The organism is Nocardia rosealba, assembly GCF_020216065.1.
Lineage (GTDB): Bacteria > Actinomycetota > Actinomycetes > Mycobacteriales > Mycobacteriaceae > Nocardia > Nocardia rosealba.
In genome coordinates this window covers 571,392-588,912 of the sequence record NZ_JAIWNA010000003.1, presented here as the reverse complement: position 1 = coordinate 588,912, position 17,521 = coordinate 571,392, and the positions used below count along the sequence as shown (strand labels likewise).

Genomic DNA, 17,521 nt, shown 5'->3' with positions numbered 1-17,521 from the left:
GACGATGGGCGGAGTATCGGCGGGCGGAAGGTTGGACGTGGTGGTGAGCGCGCGGGCGGAGATCGTCGCGGTGACGCGGTGCGGGCTGGAACAGGTGCGTGCGCGGATCGCGGCGGGTCTGGAGCCGGTGGGGGTGCGTGAGCTACCGGTGGGCGAGGCTGTCGGGGGAACACTGGCGGTGGCGTTGCGCGCGGCAACGCCACTGCCCCGGGTGGACACGGCGGCCATGGACGGTTACGCGGTCGCGGGGCCGGGGCCGTGGTGGCGGGTGCACGAGCAGGTCGGGTACGCGGGGCGGCCCTGCTCGGTGGTGCTCGCTCCGGGCGAGGCGGTGCGGATCGCGACCGGCGCCGCCACCCCGCTGGGCACCACGGCCACTCTGCGCGACGAACACATCGTCACCACCGTGGTGTCCGGCAAACCGGTGGTATTGCGCGCACCCGATGCCCCGGTACGCGACGACACCCGGCGGCAAGGTGAGAACTGGTCCACCGGAACACAATTGGCGCCCGCGGGCACACGGGTGTCGGCCGCGCTGGTCTCGGCCGCGCTCAGTGCCGAGGCCGAAACCGTCACGGTGCGTGGGCCGTTGCGCGCGGATGTGGTGATGACCGGTGACGAGATCCGGGCAGTCGGCCCGCTCGGTCCGGGCGAGACCCGCGATTCGCTCGGACCGGTACTGCCGGAGTTCCTGCGCTGCTGCGATATCGAGAGCACCGGGCTGTGGCATCTGGCCGACGAACGCGACCTGCTGCGTTCCTGGCTCGCCCTGAAATCGAACGCCGACCTGGTGGTGATGGTCGGGGCAACCGGCCGGGGTGCCGCCGACCACCTGCGCACCCTGCTCGCCGACCTCGGTGCCCGCATCGTCGTGGACCGGGTCGCGATCCGCCCCGGCGGCTCGACCCTCGTCGCCCAGCTCCCCGACGGCCGTGTCCTGCTCGGCCTCCCCGGCAATCCGCTCGCCGCCGTCGCCGCCCTGCTGGCCGTCGGTCCCGCTGTCATCGACACCCTCACCCTGCGCACCCCCGGCCCGACCATGTGGGGCAGGCTCTCGGACGCAGGCGTGATGGCGGGCGACGCCACCCGCATCGTCCCCGTCCAGCAACAGACCGGCGGCGTCTGGCGCAGCACCGGCCCCGCCCACACCCCCCACCTGGCCGGCCTCATCGGCTGCCAAGCCCTGGCGGTCCTCCCACCCGGCACCGGCCGAGGCACCCTCGTCGAACTGCTCCCCCTCCCCCGCTGACCGAAAGGCTCGGACCGGTGTCGTCTGCCGACACCGGTCCGAGCCCAACGATCATCTGAGGCGACGCGCCACCGATTCCAGCGCTCGGCCCGGGTTACGTCTGCTGCGGCGGCTGCCAGGGGCGACCGTACGGGTCGCCGGGCTGGGACTGGGCCGGGCCCACCGGCGGCGGTTCGGGGAGGTTTCGTTCCGGTTTGGGCGCAAGGGTTTTGGGCAGCGTCGGTTCGAAGCCCTCGACCGGCTGGCGGGCGGTGGCCTCGGCGGCGCGGACCGCTTGCTCGATCTTCGGGTCCGAGGCGGTCTCGAACCAGTCGGCCACGTCGGAGTCGTCCTCGATCTTCACCGGGGGCGTGTCCTCGGTGTTCGGTTCGTACCGGAACACCCCGTCGTCGCCCTTGGTGGCGAAGTTCTGGGCGAACCCCTCGAGTGCCTTGCCGAAATCGCTGGGGACCAGCCACACCTTGTTGGCATCGCCCTTCGCCACCATCGGCAGCGTCTGCATGTACTGGTAGGCAAGCAGTTCCGGTGTCGGCTTGCCGTTCTTGATGGCGGCGAACACCTTCTCGATGGCCTTGGCCTGGCCCTGGGCCTGCAGGTAGGACGCGGCTCGCTCACCCTGGGCGCGCAGGATGCGGCTCTGCCGCTCACCCTCGGCCGACAGGATCGCCGACTGCTTGGCACCCTCGGCGGACAGGATCTGGGCCTGCTTGGCGCCCTCGGCGGTCTTGATCTGCGACTCGCGGGTGCCCTCGGCGGTGAGGATCATGGCCCGCTTCTCGCGGTCGGCCTTCATCTGCTTTTCCATCGACTCCTGGATCGACGGCGGCGGATCGATCGACTTCAGCTCCACCCGGGCCACCCGAAGACCCCAGCGGCCGGTGGCTTCGTCGAGCACACCGCGCAGCTGGTTGTTGATCTGGTCGCGCGAGGTCAGCGTCTCCTCGAGCGTCATGCCACCGACCACGTTGCGCAAGGTGGTGACGGTGAGCTGTTCGACGGCGGCGATGTAGTTGCTGATCTCGTACACCGCGGCCTGCGGGCTGGTGACCTGGAAATACACCACCGAGTCGATCTGCAGGGTGAGGTTGTCCTGGGTGATCACCGGCTGCGGCGGGAACGACACCACACGTTCACGCAAGTCGACTTTGGCGCGCACCCGGTCGGCGAACGGGACGAGGAACGTGAGCTGTCCCGACACCGTGCGCGAGTACCGGCCGAGCCGTTCGATCACCGCCGCCTCGGCCTGCGGAACGAGCGCAATAGATTTGAAAACCACCACCACGACCAGCAGGACGAGGACGGCGGCCACGATCAAGGCAACCATGGACTCTAAGGACCCTTCCAGACGACGGCGGTCGCGCCGTCGATCTTCATCACATAGACGGTCACACCGGCTTCGTAGACTTCGCTCGGATCGAGCGGACGCGCCGTCCACACTTCGCCACCGAGTTTGACCCGGCCCGAATACTCGGCGACGTCCTCGAGAACGAGCGCCGACTTCCCGGTCAGCGCATCGACATTCGTCGGTGTGGGCGGCGGGGTACCGAACCTGCGGCGCAGCACCGGGCGAACCCCGAGGAACAGCACCCCGGCCATCGCGCCGAAGACGAGCGCGTCACCCCACAGCGGCAACCCCGCGGTGGCGCTGACGCCCGCGGTGGCCAACGCCGCCACTCCGAGCATGAGCAGCGTGAGATCCCCGGTGAGCATTTCGGCCGCCGCCAGCACAAGGCCCGCGATCAGCCAGACTATTGCGGCCACCACCCAAGCCTAGCCCCGATCGGGCCGTCGCGGGCGGCGTCGCCCGCCCCCGGAGCCGATCTTGTGGTCCAACGGTTTTCGCGCGCCGCTCCCGCTACCCCGGCGCCGACGGCTCTAAGCTCGGGCGGGTGAGTGCGCGTGACATGTACGGCGGCGATATCTACGCAGGCCACAACCGGACGAAGAAGACGCCGGTACCGCAGGTGGCGGCCGAACGGGACCTGGTGGTCGAGGACGCGGCGAGCGGATTCTGCGGTGCCGTAGTCGGTTTCGACCGCAGCTACGACGGCGAGTTCGTGAAACTCGAGGACGGGCGCGGTGCGGTCCGCCTGTTCGCGCTGCGCGAGGCGGCGTTCCTCATCGACGGTAAACCGGTGACGCTCGTCCGCCCGAAGGTCGCCGCACCGAAGCAACCGACCCGTTCCGCGTCCGGCTCGACGCGAGTGGAGGGGTTGCGCGCGCGGGTGGCCCGCGGCAGCCGCATCTGGGTGGAGGGTGTGCACGACGCCGCACTCGTCGAGCGGGTGTGGGGCCACGATCTTCGGGTCGAGGGCGTGGTCGTCGAACATCTCGAGGGTCTCGACAATCTCGGCGCCCGCCTCACCGAGTTCGGGCCCGGTCCAGGGGCGCGGGTCGGGGTGCTCGTCGACCACCTGGTGACCGGTTCCAAGGAGTCCCAGCTCACCACAGGGCTCGGCCCGCACGTCCTGGTCACCGGGCACCCCTTCATCGATGTGTGGCAGGCGGTTCGTCCGGCCGCCGTCGGGATCGAGGCCTGGCCGACGGTGCCGCGCGGTGAGGACTGGAAGACCGGCATCTGCCGCAGGCTCGGCTGGGGTACCCCGCAGGAGGGGTGGCGCCGGGTGTACAACGCGGTCGACTCGTTCCGTGATCTCGAGGCGCCGCTGATCGGCGCGGTGGAACGGCTCATCGACTTCGTCACCGAGCCCGAGTAGCTCGACCGCAGGTCAGACCCGGCACACGGATCGGGGCGAACCTTTATGCTCGATGATTATGTGCTCTCCCAGTGCCACGCTGACGGTCTGGGCCGGCTCCTGGCTGGCCGGTACCAGCGCGCCCGACGACGTGCTGGAGTCGCTGCACGCCTGGGCGCCACGACACACCATCGCCGCAGGCGACCCGGCCACCGGTGGCCGCACCGACTTACCGTGGACCTCCCGCGGCGACCTTCCCGGCACCGGCGCCATGCCGCTGCTCAAGGTCATCCGTGAGGCGATGGCTCCCTCGGGCGCACACCTGCGCCTGGTGCTGCCCGCACCCGGCGACGTGCGCGGCCTGCCGGTGGGCAGCGCCTTCGCGGCGGATGCCATCGATGCGGAGGAGGGCATCCTGATCGGCGTCCCCGGCCAGGAGGGCACCGGTCTGATCCCGCACTGGGACGACGACGACACCCTGCAGTGGACCGTCTACAGCGTGATCGTCCCGCCCGTCGGTGACCCGGACATGACCCTCGGCGCCGCCGAGTACACGATGCGCGAAGCGGTCCGCGACGCCGCCGACGCGCTCATGCAACTGCACACCACCTCGATCGGCCCGTCCGACGCCGACCCGCGCGAGCAGATCGAAGCCCAACTCGCCGCCTACGCCAAGCACGCCTATCCCGACTCGATTCCGTTGCGCGCCAAGCGGATTCTCGACACGGCCGACCATGTCGCGGCGATTCTCACGGTCGCCGAACACGAACCGGCGTCGTCGCCGACCTCGGCTACGGCCATCGGCGCCCACGAATCACTGCTACGTCCGCTGTGGAACACGATCCGACAGGCCCGGCTGGTCGCCATCCACGCGGCCGCGCGACCAGCGGCCTGACACCGGAAAAGGTTGCCCGACAGCTCATCCGACGAGCGGGCCGGCGGTCAGCGATACGGCTGCTGGTACTGATTCGGGTACGGCGCCCGCTGCGGCGGGTAGGGCATCGGCTGCTGAGGCGGGTACGGGCGCGGGTACTGCGCCTGCGGGTACTGCGGCGGATAGGGAGCCTGCGCGTATCCGCCCTGCGGGTGGCCGTAGTTCGGCGGCATCTGCTGCGGGTACGGCTGCTGATGCTGGGCGAACTGCTGCGGCATGTGCTGGGGCGCACCCTGATTCGAGTTGCCACCGAATTTGCGGATCAGCACGATCACCACGATGAGCACGATCACGGCGATGATGATCAGCCACACCCAGTCGGGCAGGCCGACCCCGACGCTCACCCCGCCACCGCCACCCCGCTTGGCAAAGATCGTTTCCGCCGTGTGGACAGTCTTCATCGGGCCTCCCCCGTCGCGGCTGCTCGACCCTCCCGGCCGAAGAACACCGGCGATGCTAACCCACCTGATTCACCAACGGGGAACCGCCGCTTCAGAATCCGTTCAGCGCGGTCTTCATATCCGGATAGTCCAGGACGGTGAGGGTGTCGGCGCGAACCCCGGGGCAGCTGCGGTTGGTGACCTCGTCGACCACGAAGCGGTCGTAGGAGATGGCGGCATTGGCGATGGTGTCGCGCTGCGCCCACAGGCGCATGGCTCCGTTGAACGCCACCCGGCCGACCTCCGGGCCGAGCGCCTTCCAGGTGCCCTGCTGGGAGTCGAGGATGCTGCACAGGCTGTCGACGGTCGGTTGGGAAATGGTCGGCTCGGTCGGTTCGGGGCCGGTCTCGTACCCGGAGTCACCGCCGCAGCTGGCCAGGGCGAACGTCCCGGCGACGGGCAGCAGGAGCAGCGCGGCCGCGTGACGGCGTTTTGTCGAGCGCATCGGATGCCTCCGATCTGTCGATCACAACAACCGCCCAGCCTACCCGCGTAATAGGCGCGGGCGGTGAATGGTTATGCGGTTGTGCTCACGCACGCGCGGGGCGCGGGGGCAATTCGCAGCAGCCGGGAGCGCACAGCGCGCCGTCGACCGTGCAGCCGTAACCGGGGACTTCGCCCAGCTCACGCACGTCGCCCGCGCTGAGGCGCTCCTGGATCAGCTCCACGATCATCCGGGGGAAACGGGGATCGGTACCGGGTGTGGCGGCGCGCGCGAAGGCCATCCCGAGTTCACCGGCCCTGGTGGCCGCCTCGTTGTCGAGATCCCAGATCACCTCGAGATGATCGGAGACGAATCCCACCGGGCACACGACCACGGACTCGATCCCCTTGGCGTGCAACACATCCAGGTGATCGACGATGTCGGGTTCGAGCCACGGCACCTGTGGCGGCCCGGACCGCGACTGCCACACCACGTCGTACTCGGCGAAACCCGCTGCGGCGGCAGACAATCGGGCGGCTTCGGCCACCTGCCTGCTGTAGAGGCGGCCACCGTCGGCCGGCGGTCCCGCGACATTGTCGGCGGCGACGGGGATGGAGTGCGCGGTGAACACCAGACGCGCGCCCTCGCGGTGGTCGGCCGGAAGCTGTTGTACCGCAGCGGTGATCGCATCGGCGAAAGCGGCGATCAGCAGCGGATGATCGAAATACTGGCGCAGCTTCACCAGTTCGGGCGCGCCCGCACCCACGGCGGCGCGGGCTCGGGCGATGTCCTCGTCGTACTGGCGACAGCCGGAATACCCACCCCACGCGGAGGTGGGGAAGACCAGGGCCGAGCGCACACCGTCGGCCGTCATCGTGGCGACGGTGTCCTCCACCATCGGATGCCAGTTCCGGTTGCCGAAATACACCGGCAGGTCGAGTCCGGCGTCGGCCAGATCGGCCTCGAGCGCGGTGATGATCTGCCGGTTGAGGGCGTTGATCGGCGAGACCCCGCCGAAATGCAGGTAGTGCTCGGCGACCTCGGCCAGCCGTTCCGGCGGCACCCCGCGGCCCCGGGTGACGTTCTCCAGGAACGGGAGCACGTCCTCGGGACCCTCGGGGCCGCCGAACGACAGCAGCAGCAGCGCGTCGGCCATCAGTTGGCGGTGAAGTTCTCCGGGAACCACATGTTGTGGCTCGCGCCGCCGTCCACATAGATGATCGAGCCGGTGGTGGCGGGCAGCCAATCCGAGAGCAGCGCCACGATCGACTTGCCTACGGCACGCGCGTCGGCACCGTCCCAGCCGATCGGCGACGCGCCGTCCCAGTACTCGTCGAGCTGACGCAGCTGCTTGGCGTCGTCGGTGGCGGTACCGGCGATGGCCTTGGCGGCGAGGGTCTTCACCGGGCCTGCGGCGATCAGGTTGGAGCGGATCTTCTTGGCGTAACCCACTTCCCGGGCCACGTACCGGTTCACCGACTCGAGCGCGGCCTTGGACACGCCCATCCAGTTGTAGTACGGCATCGCCACGCGCGGATCGAAGTCCATGCCGACGATCGACCCGCCCTCGTTCATCACCGGCAGCACGGCGCGGGCCAGCGAGGCGTAGCTCCAGGCGGAGATCTCGAAGGACTTGGCCACATCGGGGCCGGGGCCCTCGAGGAACGGCACCGCGTCCGGACCCATCAGGGTCTTCGGCGCGAAGGCGATCGAGTGCAGCACGCCGTCGATGCCCTCGGGTGCCAGCTCACGCACGGCGTCGGCCAGCGCGCCCAGGTTCTCCTCGTTGGTGACGTCCAACGGGATGGCCGGGGGCACTTCCTGCGGCAGCCGCTTGGCGATGCGGTCGATGAGGCGCAGCCGCTCGGGGATGCCGGTGATGATCACCTTCGCGCCCTGCTCCTGCGCGACCGCCGCCGCGCTGAACGCGATCGAGGAATCGGTGATGATGCCGGTGATCAGGATGGTCTTGCCTTCGAGCAGTCCGCCCATGGGTTTTCGGTTCTCCTGCGATTCGGGGATGCGGCGGGCTGATCGCCCGCCACGGGAAGTCGGTCAGCGGGTCAGTGGCCCATGCCCATGCCGCCGTCGACCGGGATGACGGCGCCGGAGACGTAACGGGAGTCCTCGGAGGCGAGGAAGCTGACCACAGCGGCGATGTCTTCGGGCTGACCGAGGCGCTGCAGGGGGATGAACTTCTTGGCCATCTCCTTCATGTCCTCGGGAAGATCCGCGGTCATGTCGGTCTCGATGAAACCGGGGGCGACGACGTTGGCGGTGATGGAACGCGAACCCAGTTCGCGGGTCACCGAACGCGCGAGGCCGATGACACCGGCCTTCGAGGATGCGTAGTTGATCTGACCGGCCTGACCGCTCATACCCACAACCGAACCCAGGAAGATCATCCGGCCCCAGCGACCACGCAGCATGGCGCGATTGGCGCGCTTGGCACAGCGGAACGCACCGGTGAGGTTCGCGTCGATGACCTTGGTGAACTGCTCCTCGGTCATCCGCATGAGCAGCGTGTCGTCGGTGATGCCCGCGTTGGCGACCAGCACCTCCACCGGACCCTGGTGCTCCTCGACCTCGGTGAACGCCCGGTCGACCGACTCGCTGTCGGTGACATCGCATTTCACCCCGAACAGTCCCTCGGGCACGCCCGACCCGCGATGGGTGACGGCGACCTTGTGCCCGTCGGCGAGCAGGCGCTGGGCCACCGCGAGACCGATTCCGCGATTACCGCCGGTGACCAGCACCGACCGGGATGTGACGTTCGACATAGGGTCCAACCTATCTGTTCTGGTTCCAGGGCCCGGCGTCAGGGTCGCACCGTTGCGACTGCTCACAACGCCGAGTACGGCAAGCTAGGGCAGGCGTTGACGATAGAGCAAGCTGACGAGCACGCCCGCCGCGACGAACAACATGCCGCCGAGCAGCCACGGCCTGCTGGCATCGCCCCGGGTGGTCTCGTAGCCGATCTGCTCTTCGAGGGTGTCGTAGACGGCGGTGAGCTCGGCGAGTGAGGAGGCGGTGTAGAAGTCGCCGCCGGACAGCTCGGCGATCTCGCGCAGCGAGTCGTTGTCGACGGGAACCTTCACCCGCTGCGAGCCGCCACCGTCGGAATCGGGGATCTCGACGGTGCCCCACTCGGTGCCGAAGGAGATGGTCGACACCGGGATGCCCTTGTTCTTGGCGAGGCGGGCGGCGGTGAAACCGTGGCGCGGGTTGTCGATGTCCTTGTCGTCGGGCACGGTCTGCTTGCCGTCGGACATGAGCACCACGCGCGCGGGCGGCGGCGTCTCCGCGCCACCGAGCACCGCGGCGAGGGTGTCGATGGACTGCAGGGCCGTCAGGATGCCCTCACCGGTGGCGGTGCGCTCGGCCAGCTTGATGTTGTCGATCGAGTGCTTGACCGCCTCACGATTGGTGGTGGGCGAGACCATCACCGACGCGGTACCGGCGAACGTGACGAAACCCAGGTTGATACCGGGGGTCAGTCCCTCGACGAAGTCCTTGCCCGCTTCCTGCGCGACCTGCAGCCGGTTGGGCGGCACATCGGTGGCCTCCATCGACAGCGACACGTCCATCACCAGCACCACCGTCGCGCGGTTGCGTGGCACCTTCTGCACGGCGGTCGGCCCGGCGGCGGCGATGGTGAGCAGGATCAGCCCGACCAGGATCAGCGCGATCGGCACGTGCCGCATCGGGCTCGGCCGCGACGGCGCGACCCGCTCGAGCACGGTCATGTTGCCGAACTGCAGCATCCGCTTGTGGCGGGCGCGCTGCACGAGCACATAACCGAGGACAAGCAGCGCGACGACGAGGAGGAAACCCAGCCAGGCGGCGGCGGTGAAATGCGAAATACTCACTGGCGAGGCACCCGCCCGCTCGGGGCGCCGAGATTGTGGCGCCGGGTGGACACGAACCGGACCACGTCGGCGATCCAGTCCCGATCGGTCTGCAGGCTCAGCACCGGCGCGCCGCAACTGCGCAGCGCCTGGTGCACCTGTTCGCGCTGCGCGTTGGCCGCGGCGGCGAAATCGGCGCGCAGCGTGGGGGTCACGCTGAATTCGCGGGTGTGCCCGGTCTCCGGGTCGTGCAGCACGACATCCCCACCGTCGGGCAGTGCGATGTCGAGCGGGTCGAGCACCTCGACCGCGAGCAGGTCGTGGCGGGCAGAGATGGCGCGCAGCGAACGCTGCCAGTCCACGTCGCCGAGGAAGTCGCTGATCACCACCGCGAGACCACGTTTGCGCTGCGGGCGGCGCAACGATTCGATGCCCGCCTTCAGGTCACCGCGCACACCGTCGCGCGCGTGCGGGGTGGTCGCGATGCCGCGCAGCATGGTCTGGGCGTGCAGGCGCCCGGCGCGCGCGGGAATCCGGACCAGATCCTGACCGGTCGCCACGACGGCGCCGATGCGGTTGCCGCCGCCGGAGGTGAGGTGGGTGATGGCCGCGGCCGCCGCGATCGCCAGGTCGCGCTTCTGCACGCGCCCGGTGCCGAAGTCCAGACTCGACGACAGGTCGACCACGAGCCAGGTCTCGAGTTCGCGGTCGGCGATCATCTGCCGCACATGCGGATGGGTGGTGCGGGCGGTGACCGACCAATCCATCTGGCGCACATCGTCGCCCGGCTGATACAGCCGCGCCTCCCCCGGCTCCGAACCCGGGCCGGGGATCAGGCCCTGGTGGTCGCCGTGCAGCACACCGTCGAGGCGGCGGCGCACCGTCAGCTCGAGCGTTTTCAGCGCGGCCGACAGTTTCGGGTCGGTCAGCTCACCCGCCCGGAACGACGGCGGTACGTGAGACGGCTCGGGCACGCGGGCAACGGGTTCCGGCGCACTCACTGGGGTGCGACGTGGCCGGCGGGCTGGGACTGCTGCCCGTTCACCGGCTGCGGCGCAGGCTGGGACTGGGGAGCGGGCGGCTGGGGCACCGGCGGCTGCGAGTTCTGCGGGCCGCCGACGGCCTGCGGCGCGACCTGCGGCAGACCCACGGTCTGCAGCACCCGCTTGATGACGTCCTCGGGCGAAACCTCGTCGGCCAGCGCGTCGTAGGACAGCACCAGGCGGTGGCGCAGCACGTCCGGGATCACCTCGACCACGTCCTGGGGCACCACGTAGTCGCGGCCACGGATCAGCGCGACCGAGCGGGCGGCGGCGATGATGCCGAGGCTGGCACGCGGGGAGGCGCCGTAGGAGATCCAGCTCGCCACGTCGGGCATGCCGAACTCGGCCGGGGTGCGGGTGGCGCTGATGACGCGGACCACGTAGTCGACGAGCGCGTGGTGCACGAAGACGTTGGCGGCCACCTTCTGCAGGCGGATGATGTCCTCGGGCTCGAGGATCTGCTTGGGTTCCGGCGCGCTCACACCCATCCGGTAGATGATCTCGCGCTCCTCCTCCACGGAGGGGTAGTCCACGACGACCTTGAACAGGAAGCGGTCGCGCTGCGCCTCGGGCAGCGGGTACACGCCTTCGCTCTCGATCGGGTTCTGGGTCGCCATGACCAGGAACGGATCGGGCATCGGGTAGGTCTTGCCGCCGATCGACAGCTTGCGCTCGGCCATCACCTCGAGCAGGGCCGACTGCACCTTGGCGGGCGCGCGGTTGATCTCGTCGGCGAGCACGAAGTTGGCGACCACCGGGCCGAGTTCGGTGTCGAACTCCTCGCGGCCCTGCCGGTAGATGCGGGTACCGATCAGGTCGGTCGGCACGAGGTCGGGGGTGAACTGCACCCGCGAGAACGAACCACCGACGACCTTGGCGAACGTTTCCACGGCAAGGGTCTTCGCGACGCCGGGTACACCCTCGAGCAGGACGTGGCCACGGGCGAGCACACCGACGAGCAACCGCTCGACGAGCCGATCCTGGCCGACGATAACCCGCTTGACCTCGTAGATCGCCTTCTCGAGAGTCTGGACGTCACGCTCCAGGGTGCTCGGCGTTGCCGTACCGGCGTCCTTCGCCAGCTTCGGCCCGCTCACACCTTCCGTCGAAGTCACCAACATCCCCGCTTTCGCTTTGGTCCTGTGCGTGCGGCCCCAACTATTCCATTGAATCGCCCGGTGCGCCGCAACCGGCCATGACTCGGCGGCAATTCGGCCCTCTCGGTGCGAGCGCCCGAACGGGCGCGAGCGCGGAGTGCAGGGACACTACCTGCATCATTGCCGAAATCCGCCAGGTGCGCGGCGGGTCCGGCGACATCGCCGAATTCGTCGACCGGTGTCGTTGTCGTCGCACGACAAGTGTGTGCGTGTGCTTCCTCGCCCGCGCGGACAGTGGCGGCAGGCCTGCTCGAACCGCGGCCGGGCAACGGCGTGGACGGCCCGGGCGTTCGGACGATTTCGCCGACGACTCGCCCGAACCCGGCCGGCTTGTTACCCTCCCTCGCGAAACACATTGCGCCCGAATAATTCTCGGGCCGGGGGGAACGATTGGCGATGTATCCGGGGAATCCGCAGTTCGGTCAGGGGCAGCCGTATGGTGGCCACCCGATCCATTACCCACCGCAGCCGGTCTTCGACTTTCGAAAGCCACGCCCGCGCGGGCGGGTGATCGGGCTGGTCGTCGGTTCGGTGGTGACGGTGTTCGCGTTGGTCGTCGGCGCGGCGGTGTGGCTGGCGTGGCCGGAACCGGCGGGCAGCAGCGCGCCGTTCTACCAGGCGTTGTCGTCGCTGTCGTCCAAACCGGCGCTGCGGTACCGGACCACCGTGCCCAGCAGTGCCCATACCTGGGACGTGACCGTCACCGCTACCGGCGACACCACCGGAACGGTTTCGGTCGACGGGCAGTCCTCCGAGATCGTGCGCGCGGGCGGGCAGCTCTACCTCGGGCCTGCCTCGGGCACGCGCGACGACCTGGGGCGGGCACCGGTCAGCGCGGCGAATCGGGACAAATGGCAGACCGCGCCCGAGGCCATCGAGACCGAAGCCGCCGTGTTCTCCTCCCCCGCGCTGCTGGCGAGCTGGCTGGCAGCCCAGCTGGACCGCGCGGACCTCCGCGGCCGCGTCCAGGTGGGTGACGAACCCGCGCTGCGCGCGGAAACCGAGGAGGGCACGCTCGATATCTCGGTCTCGGAACCGTACCGGGTGCTGCGGTGGGCGCCGGCCGACGATACCGACGCTGCCGAGCTGGTTCTCACCGAAGTCGCGGACTCGCTCGATCAGGTGCGGGCCGCGTTGCAGAACGCGATCGGCCGGCTCGCCGGCGCGGTGAACAGCGACTTCACCTTCCGTCCCGGCCAGGGCGCGTTGACCTGCAGCACGGCGGGATGCTCTGTCCGGCAACCGTTCACCGGCCGGATCACCCGCTCGGACCGAGCCCGCGTCACCGGAACGGCGACGGTCACCCTCACCGCGACGATCTCGGTCGAAGGCCGCCATGGTGGACGCTGCAGCGCGAGTGGTTCGTTCCCGCTCGAGACGAACGGGTTCAACGGCGAGCTCACGTGTACAGCGCCCGAGGCCGGTGCGGTCTTCGCCGCGGTCAGCGCCGAGAAACAGGCCGCCGCCGAGCGTCAGGCACAGGCCGAACGCCGCACCGTGAACTACGAGACCCGCTTCGCCGCGGACACCGAGGTGGTCGCCGAGGCCGTCGGCCAGGCGCAGGTGCAGGGTCTGCTCGACGCGATAGAAGAAGGTCTGCGCGAGCCCGACTGCGACGCCGCGAACAGTTTCGTCGCGGGTACTCCGGTCCTGTTGGCCGACGGAACAGTTCGTGCGATTCAACAGATCACCGAGGGGACGCCGGTCGCCGCGGCGGCGCCGTCGGCAGGGCTGCGGTCGACATCGTCGGTGCGGTCTGTCGTCCACGGCATCGGCGGACGATCCCGCGAACTCGTCACCCTGACGATCACCGACGGTGACCGAACCGGGATCATCTCCGCGACGACCAACCACCCGTTCTGGGTGCCCACCCTGTCGCGGTGGGTGGACGCCGGCGATCTGAAGCCGGGCACCCTGCTCGCCGGTCGTGCGGACGAACGACCACGTGTCGTCGAAGCGCGCCGGGAGGTGTCGCACGCACCGGTCTACAACCTCGAGGTCGACGGCCCGCACACGTACTACGTGGTCGCGGGGAACACGAGCGTGCTCGTGCACAATTGCCCTGCACCGAAGGGCGGGCCGCCGTCCGCCAGGAAGGAGATTCGCAATGCTGTCGAACTACTGCGTGCCGGGCAACTGCCGCAACGGCTGAACCCCGACGGCACACCGGACATCTTCGAAGGCCGACCCGGCACACCAGCGGCTGTTGCCCGAAAATGGGCGGATTCATCGATCTACGAGGTCCCCGGCCTCGGTAATCAGTTCCGGCTTCTTCGCAATGCCTATGGCGATGTGGGTTGGACGGACAACCACTACGGGCGAATTATCGTCTATGCCGACTGATGGTGGAGCATGACAATCACTGGGAACCCGCGCCCGAGTGCGCGATTCGCGCTCCGCTCGGAAGATGCCGACCACCCGTTGCTCGCCTCGTTCGATCGCCTCGACGACTTCTTCGTCGGTGATGCGAACAGTGGCGACGAGTTCGATGCCTATGCCCCCGAAGGCCTGGTACCGGTACATTTCCGGGCGGACGGCATCCGGTCGGTCGGCCCGGTGCTCCGCGCGAGCGTCGAGTCGACGCGGCGGCCTGCCGACCTCGGCGACCTCGACCTCGACGTACTCGACGAGGCCGGAAACACCATCGGACGGTACTGGGTCGGCGCGGTCGCGCTGACCCATGCCGAGGATCACGGCCCCGCGTTCTCGATGACCGGATGGGTGAGCCGACTCGCGCATCGATCCGCTGATGCCGCGTGGGATCGACTTCGTCACGGGCGGCTGACACTCGCCGGACAGTGGGTCGGGCTGACGCAGGCGGAGCGTGAAGGCTGGCTGGAGGTCGCGATGCGCTACGAACGCCACCTTCCGCCGAAGCGCCCGCCCACTGTGATCACGGTGAACGGCGGCGACATCACCGACCTCGCGGGTTTCTACTGCGCCATCGGTGAAGCGGCCAATGGCCCCGGCGGCTATTTCGGCGCCAACTTCATGGCATTGCGCGAGTGCGCGCGGGATCGCCCCGGACTGACCGTTCGATGGCGCGATTCAGACGCCTCGGCGCGGCACCTGGATACGGTGGTCGAGACACTCGCCGGGCCGATGACTTGGATGGAGCTGGCCGTTTCCACCCTCCGTGACGCCGGCGCGACCGTCGTACTCGAGTAGCCCCCGGTACCGCGGCGTTCACTCGGTGACGATGCGCACCGCGTACGGCATGATGCCGCCTTCGCGCACGGGCGAAATCTTCACCACGTCACCGGATTCGGGGGCCTCGATCATGGTGCCGTCGCCGAGGTAGAGCGCCACGTGGGCGCTGCCGCCCGGGCCCCAGAACAGCATGTCGCCGCGTTCGCGTTCCTCGACGGGGACCCGGGTGCCCGCGTTGTACTGATAGCCGCTGTAGTGCGGCAGCGAGACACCGATGCCCGCGAAGGCGTAGAGCATCAGGCCCGAGCAGTCGAAGCCGACCTTGTTGTAGTCGCCGTGCGAGTCGCCGACGCCGCCGTCGCGAATGCCGAGGGTCGGTCCTTCCTCGTCGCCACCGCCCCAGGCGTAGCTCACGCCGAGCTGGGACATGGCGCGGTCGATCACGGTCTCGATCGCGGCCGAGCCGGTGACCTGCGGGGTCGTCGATCTCGGTTTGGATTTTCGCGGTGCGGTCGGTGTCGATTCCAGGTCGGTGTGCGGGCCCTGGTCCTCGCCGAGGCGGGCGGCGCGGTCGCGGGCGGCCTGATCGGCGGCGGCGCGGGCGGCGGCCGCGTTGGCGGCGGCCAGCAGTGCGGAGAGCTGGGCCTTCTGCTGATCGTCCCAGTCGAGGAAGATCTCGCGCTGACTCTGCAGGCCTGCCACCGTCGAGCGGGCGGTGTCGAGGGCGATCTGGGCGGCGGTGCGGTCGCGCTGGAGGGTGTCGCGGGCCGCCGCCTGGTTGTCGAACTCGGCCTTGGCGACGTCGACGGCGGCCTGGGCGGCGTGCTTCTTCTGTTCGGCCGCGCTCGCGGCGGCGTCGGCGTCGGCCTTGGCCTGGCGGGCCGCGGCATTCTGGTTGGCCTGGGCGATCTGGGCGCGTCGCAGGTCGTCGAGCACCTGGCGCTGATTCTTCGACACCATACTCAGCACCTGCGCGCGATCCATCGCCGCGTCCGGCGTGGACGACGCGAAATAGGTGACCACCGAACTGGACGACGGACGCACATAGGCCTGGGTGGCGAGCTGATCGAAATCGCCTCGGGCGGCGACGACTTTCGCGCCGACGTCGGCGAGCTGGGTCTGGCTGTCGGCCACGGCGGCAGCGGCCGCGCCCGCGGCGTCACGCGCGGTCTGCAGGTCGACGAGCGCCTGGTTGACGGCCTCGCGCTTGCCCGCGAGGGCGTCGTCGAGGGCACGTAATTGCTGATCGGCGGCGGCGACCCGGTTGATGAGGGCGCCGATCTCGCCGACGCGCGCGTCGACCTCGGCGCCCGCGCCCGCGATCTCGCTGTCGGACGGGTTCGGTGGTGGCGACGGCGGCACGGCCGTCGTCGGGCCCGCGGTCACGACGACAGCGAGCACGGCCAGCAATCCGATCGCTATCCGTAACCGCCCTGGTTGATCCTGCCCGCTCGCACCGCGCACGGCACCTCCGAGTGACTCGACTCGACATACGCCACTGGCGCATCAGCCGACTCAGCGACCCCAAGGGTCGACCAATGCCCCCTGTACCACTGCTTTCCCGATCGCGATCACCGCTACCGTACGACACATATTTCACAAAGGAAACAACTGCCACGGCATGACGGGACATCAATTCGGCGATTGCCCGGCATTAGCTTGAGGTGCGCCATGTTTCGACGCGCAGAAACAGACCGAAGGTCTGGAAATGTGACTGGAGAGAAACCAGTTAACGGAGAGAACCCGCATCGTCGCCCGCGACAACCACCGCGTCGTCGTCGGGGCCACGCCGGGCCTTCACGAAGTAGAGCCCCGCGATCACCAGGACGGTCAGCGCCAGCATCACGCCGGTGACGGCGCCCCACGACACGCCCTCGGGCTGCTCGAGGCGACCCACGAACGCCGACACGGCCTCCTCGGGGTGGTTGCCCCGGTACTTGGCCACGTCCTCGGCCCACTCGAGCCGGACCCGGCTGATGTCGTCGCTGTAGGTGCCGATCCAGTCGTCACTGAGCACCGCGACCGTGCCCTCGGTGTTCTTGCCCAGCTCGGTGGCCAGGTCACGTAGGCTCGAATCGTGGCCGGGATTACCGGGAACGACGACAACACTGAGCGGAATGCCGTCCGCCCGCGCCTCGGCGACGATCGCGGCCAGTTCCTGCTGATCCTTGCCCTTGGGCGCGGCCACGTGATTGTCGGCGAGGTCGGAGCGGAGACTGCCCAGATCCGTGTTCGGCGGCAGTTCGACGGCCATCGGCGCAAAGGTGTGCAAGACGGTCATTTTCCATCCGGTCTGTCGAGCCCCGGTCGCGATGCGACGGGCATCCAACACTGCCAAGGTGAGCGTCACTGCGTCTGTCCCCGACTCGCTCGACAGGCACAGTACGCGACGGCGCGCGGGAACCGGTCGCCACGGCACACCATGAGCTGACGCGGCGCCCCGATTATTTCATAGGACAAGCGTACTGTTAGGCTCGTACGGCGAGGAAACCGGCATCTCACGGCGCCGGATCCCCCTCCGAAGACGCGAGCCGCCGGCACAGCCCCGCCGGCGGCACACCCTCACCAATGAGTGGAGCT

The 17,521-nt window shown here is 69.2% G+C and carries 17 protein-coding genes; 5 read left to right on the top strand and 12 right to left on the bottom strand.

Translation table 11 applies throughout. The features are described 5' to 3' along the window. Positions 1 to 4: 4 nt before the first annotated feature. Complete coding sequence (locus tag LDL21_RS16225) at positions 5 to 1,249, top strand: molybdopterin-binding protein (protein WP_225280709.1); 1,245 nt, start codon at positions 5 to 7, stop codon at positions 1,247 to 1,249. A gap of 94 nt (positions 1,250 to 1,343) precedes the next feature. Here LDL21_RS16225 and LDL21_RS16220 read toward each other — a convergent pair whose 3' ends face one another. Together LDL21_RS16220 and LDL21_RS16215 are read right to left on the bottom strand one after the other, a co-directional pair. Continuing rightward, positions 1,344 to 2,573, bottom strand: coding sequence for an SPFH domain-containing protein (locus LDL21_RS16220; protein WP_225280708.1), 1,230 nt, complete (start codon positions 2,571 to 2,573; stop codon positions 1,344 to 1,346). A 5-nt stretch (positions 2,574 to 2,578) separates the two neighbouring features. Then, positions 2,579 to 3,010 carry an NfeD family protein gene (locus tag LDL21_RS16215; RefSeq protein ID WP_181698093.1) on the bottom strand — a complete coding sequence of 144 codons (432 nt, stop codon included), beginning with the start codon at positions 3,008 to 3,010 and terminating at the stop codon, positions 2,579 to 2,581. A 143-nt stretch (positions 3,011 to 3,153) separates the two neighbouring features. Here LDL21_RS16215 and LDL21_RS16210 point away from each other — a divergent pair, with 143 nt between their 5' ends. Both LDL21_RS16210 and LDL21_RS16205 read left to right on the top strand, forming a co-directional pair. Beyond that, positions 3,154 to 3,966, top strand: a complete 813-nt coding sequence (locus tag LDL21_RS16210; RefSeq protein WP_225280839.1) for a DUF3097 domain-containing protein — start codon at positions 3,154 to 3,156, stop codon at positions 3,964 to 3,966. A gap of 58 nt (positions 3,967 to 4,024) precedes the next feature. After that, a complete protein-coding gene (locus LDL21_RS16205; RefSeq protein WP_181698092.1) occupies positions 4,025 to 4,840 on the top strand; it encodes an Rv1486c family protein in 816 nt (271 codons plus the stop codon). Between the two features lie 47 nt (positions 4,841 to 4,887). Here the strand turns inward: LDL21_RS16205 and LDL21_RS16200 are convergent, their stop codons facing one another. The 8 genes from LDL21_RS16200 to moxR1 all read right to left on the bottom strand — a co-directional run bounded on the left by LDL21_RS16200 (position 4,888) and on the right by moxR1 (position 11,755). Then, entirely contained in the window at positions 4,888 to 5,280 is a 393-nt protein-coding gene (locus LDL21_RS16200; protein ID WP_225280707.1) for a hypothetical protein, read from the bottom strand. A gap of 91 nt (positions 5,281 to 5,371) precedes the next feature. Further along, positions 5,372 to 5,764 (bottom strand): hypothetical protein, encoded by a 393-nt coding sequence (locus tag LDL21_RS16195; RefSeq protein ID WP_225280706.1) that lies wholly within the window; start codon positions 5,762 to 5,764, stop codon positions 5,372 to 5,374. Positions 5,765 to 5,849: 85 nt separating this feature from the next. Next, complete coding sequence (locus tag LDL21_RS16190) at positions 5,850 to 6,899, bottom strand: ferrochelatase (RefSeq protein ID WP_225280705.1); 1,050 nt, start codon at positions 6,897 to 6,899, stop codon at positions 5,850 to 5,852. Continuing rightward, positions 6,899 to 7,735 carry an NADH-dependent enoyl-ACP reductase InhA gene (inhA, locus tag LDL21_RS16185; protein WP_225280704.1) on the bottom strand — a complete coding sequence of 279 codons (837 nt, stop codon included), beginning with the start codon at positions 7,733 to 7,735 and terminating at the stop codon, positions 6,899 to 6,901. The genes LDL21_RS16190 and inhA overlap by 1 nt, the downstream gene beginning before the upstream one ends. A 71-nt stretch (positions 7,736 to 7,806) precedes the next feature. Beyond that, a complete protein-coding gene (gene fabG1, locus LDL21_RS16180) occupies positions 7,807 to 8,523 on the bottom strand; it encodes a 3-oxoacyl-ACP reductase FabG1 (RefSeq protein WP_067493761.1) in 717 nt (238 codons plus the stop codon). Between the two features lie 84 nt (positions 8,524 to 8,607). Then, entirely contained in the window at positions 8,608 to 9,612 is a 1,005-nt protein-coding gene (locus LDL21_RS16175) for a VWA domain-containing protein (protein ID WP_067635960.1), read from the bottom strand. Continuing rightward, positions 9,609 to 10,565 (bottom strand): DUF58 domain-containing protein, encoded by a 957-nt coding sequence (locus LDL21_RS16170; protein WP_181698086.1) that lies wholly within the window; start codon positions 10,563 to 10,565, stop codon positions 9,609 to 9,611. The genes LDL21_RS16175 and LDL21_RS16170 overlap by 4 nt, the downstream gene beginning before the upstream one ends. Positions 10,566 to 10,588: 23 nt before the next feature. Further along, entirely contained in the window at positions 10,589 to 11,755 is a 1,167-nt protein-coding gene (gene moxR1 / locus LDL21_RS16165; RefSeq protein ID WP_067635964.1) for a chaperone MoxR1, read from the bottom strand. A gap of 432 nt (positions 11,756 to 12,187) precedes the next feature. On the opposite strand from moxR1, the gene LDL21_RS16160 reads away from it, so the two are divergent. Then, positions 12,188 to 14,134, top strand: coding sequence for a Hint domain-containing protein (locus LDL21_RS16160; protein ID WP_225280703.1), 1,947 nt, complete (start codon positions 12,188 to 12,190; stop codon positions 14,132 to 14,134). Between the two features lie 78 nt (positions 14,135 to 14,212). Continuing rightward, complete coding sequence (locus tag LDL21_RS16155) at positions 14,213 to 14,959, top strand: barstar family protein (RefSeq protein WP_225280702.1); 747 nt, start codon at positions 14,213 to 14,215, stop codon at positions 14,957 to 14,959. Between the two features lie 18 nt (positions 14,960 to 14,977). Here LDL21_RS16155 and LDL21_RS16150 read toward each other — a convergent pair whose 3' ends face one another. Further along, positions 14,978 to 16,405 (bottom strand): NlpC/P60 family protein, encoded by a 1,428-nt coding sequence (locus LDL21_RS16150; RefSeq protein ID WP_225280701.1) that lies wholly within the window; start codon positions 16,403 to 16,405, stop codon positions 14,978 to 14,980. 265 nt (positions 16,406 to 16,670) lie between these two features. Beyond that, positions 16,671 to 17,222, bottom strand: coding sequence for an Rv1476 family membrane protein (locus LDL21_RS16145; protein ID WP_181698081.1), 552 nt, complete (start codon positions 17,220 to 17,222; stop codon positions 16,671 to 16,673). Positions 17,223 to 17,521 lie beyond the last annotated feature (299 nt).

Bases quoted from the DNA above. Each gene is read 5' to 3' on its own strand.
- LDL21_RS16200 (WP_225280707.1), bottom strand. From the start codon at position 5,280: ATGAAGACTGTCCACACGGCGGAAACGATCTTTGCCAAGCGGGGTGGC.
- LDL21_RS16190 (WP_225280705.1), bottom strand. From the start codon at position 6,899: ATGGCCGACGCGCTGCTGCTGCTGTCGTTCGGCGGCCCCGAGGGTCCC.
- LDL21_RS16145 (WP_181698081.1), bottom strand. From the start codon at position 17,222: ATGACCGTCTTGCACACCTTTGCGCCGATGGCCGTCGAACTGCCGCCG.
- LDL21_RS16205 (WP_181698092.1), top strand. From the start codon at position 4,025: ATGTGCTCTCCCAGTGCCACGCTGACGGTCTGGGCCGGCTCCTGGCTG.
- LDL21_RS16225 (WP_225280709.1), top strand. From the start codon at position 5: ATGGGCGGAGTATCGGCGGGCGGAAGGTTGGACGTGGTGGTGAGCGCG.
- LDL21_RS16160 (WP_225280703.1), top strand. From the start codon at position 12,188: ATGTATCCGGGGAATCCGCAGTTCGGTCAGGGGCAGCCGTATGGTGGC.
- LDL21_RS16195 (WP_225280706.1), bottom strand. From the start codon at position 5,764: ATGCGCTCGACAAAACGCCGTCACGCGGCCGCGCTGCTCCTGCTGCCC.
- LDL21_RS16220 (WP_225280708.1), bottom strand. From the start codon at position 2,573: ATGGTTGCCTTGATCGTGGCCGCCGTCCTCGTCCTGCTGGTCGTGGTG.
- LDL21_RS16210 (WP_225280839.1), top strand. From the start codon at position 3,154: ATGTACGGCGGCGATATCTACGCAGGCCACAACCGGACGAAGAAGACG.
- fabG1 (WP_067493761.1), bottom strand. From the start codon at position 8,523: ATGTCGAACGTCACATCCCGGTCGGTGCTGGTCACCGGCGGTAATCGC.
- inhA (WP_225280704.1), bottom strand. From the start codon at position 7,735: ATGGGCGGACTGCTCGAAGGCAAGACCATCCTGATCACCGGCATCATC.
- moxR1 (WP_067635964.1), bottom strand. From the start codon at position 11,755: ATGTTGGTGACTTCGACGGAAGGTGTGAGCGGGCCGAAGCTGGCGAAG.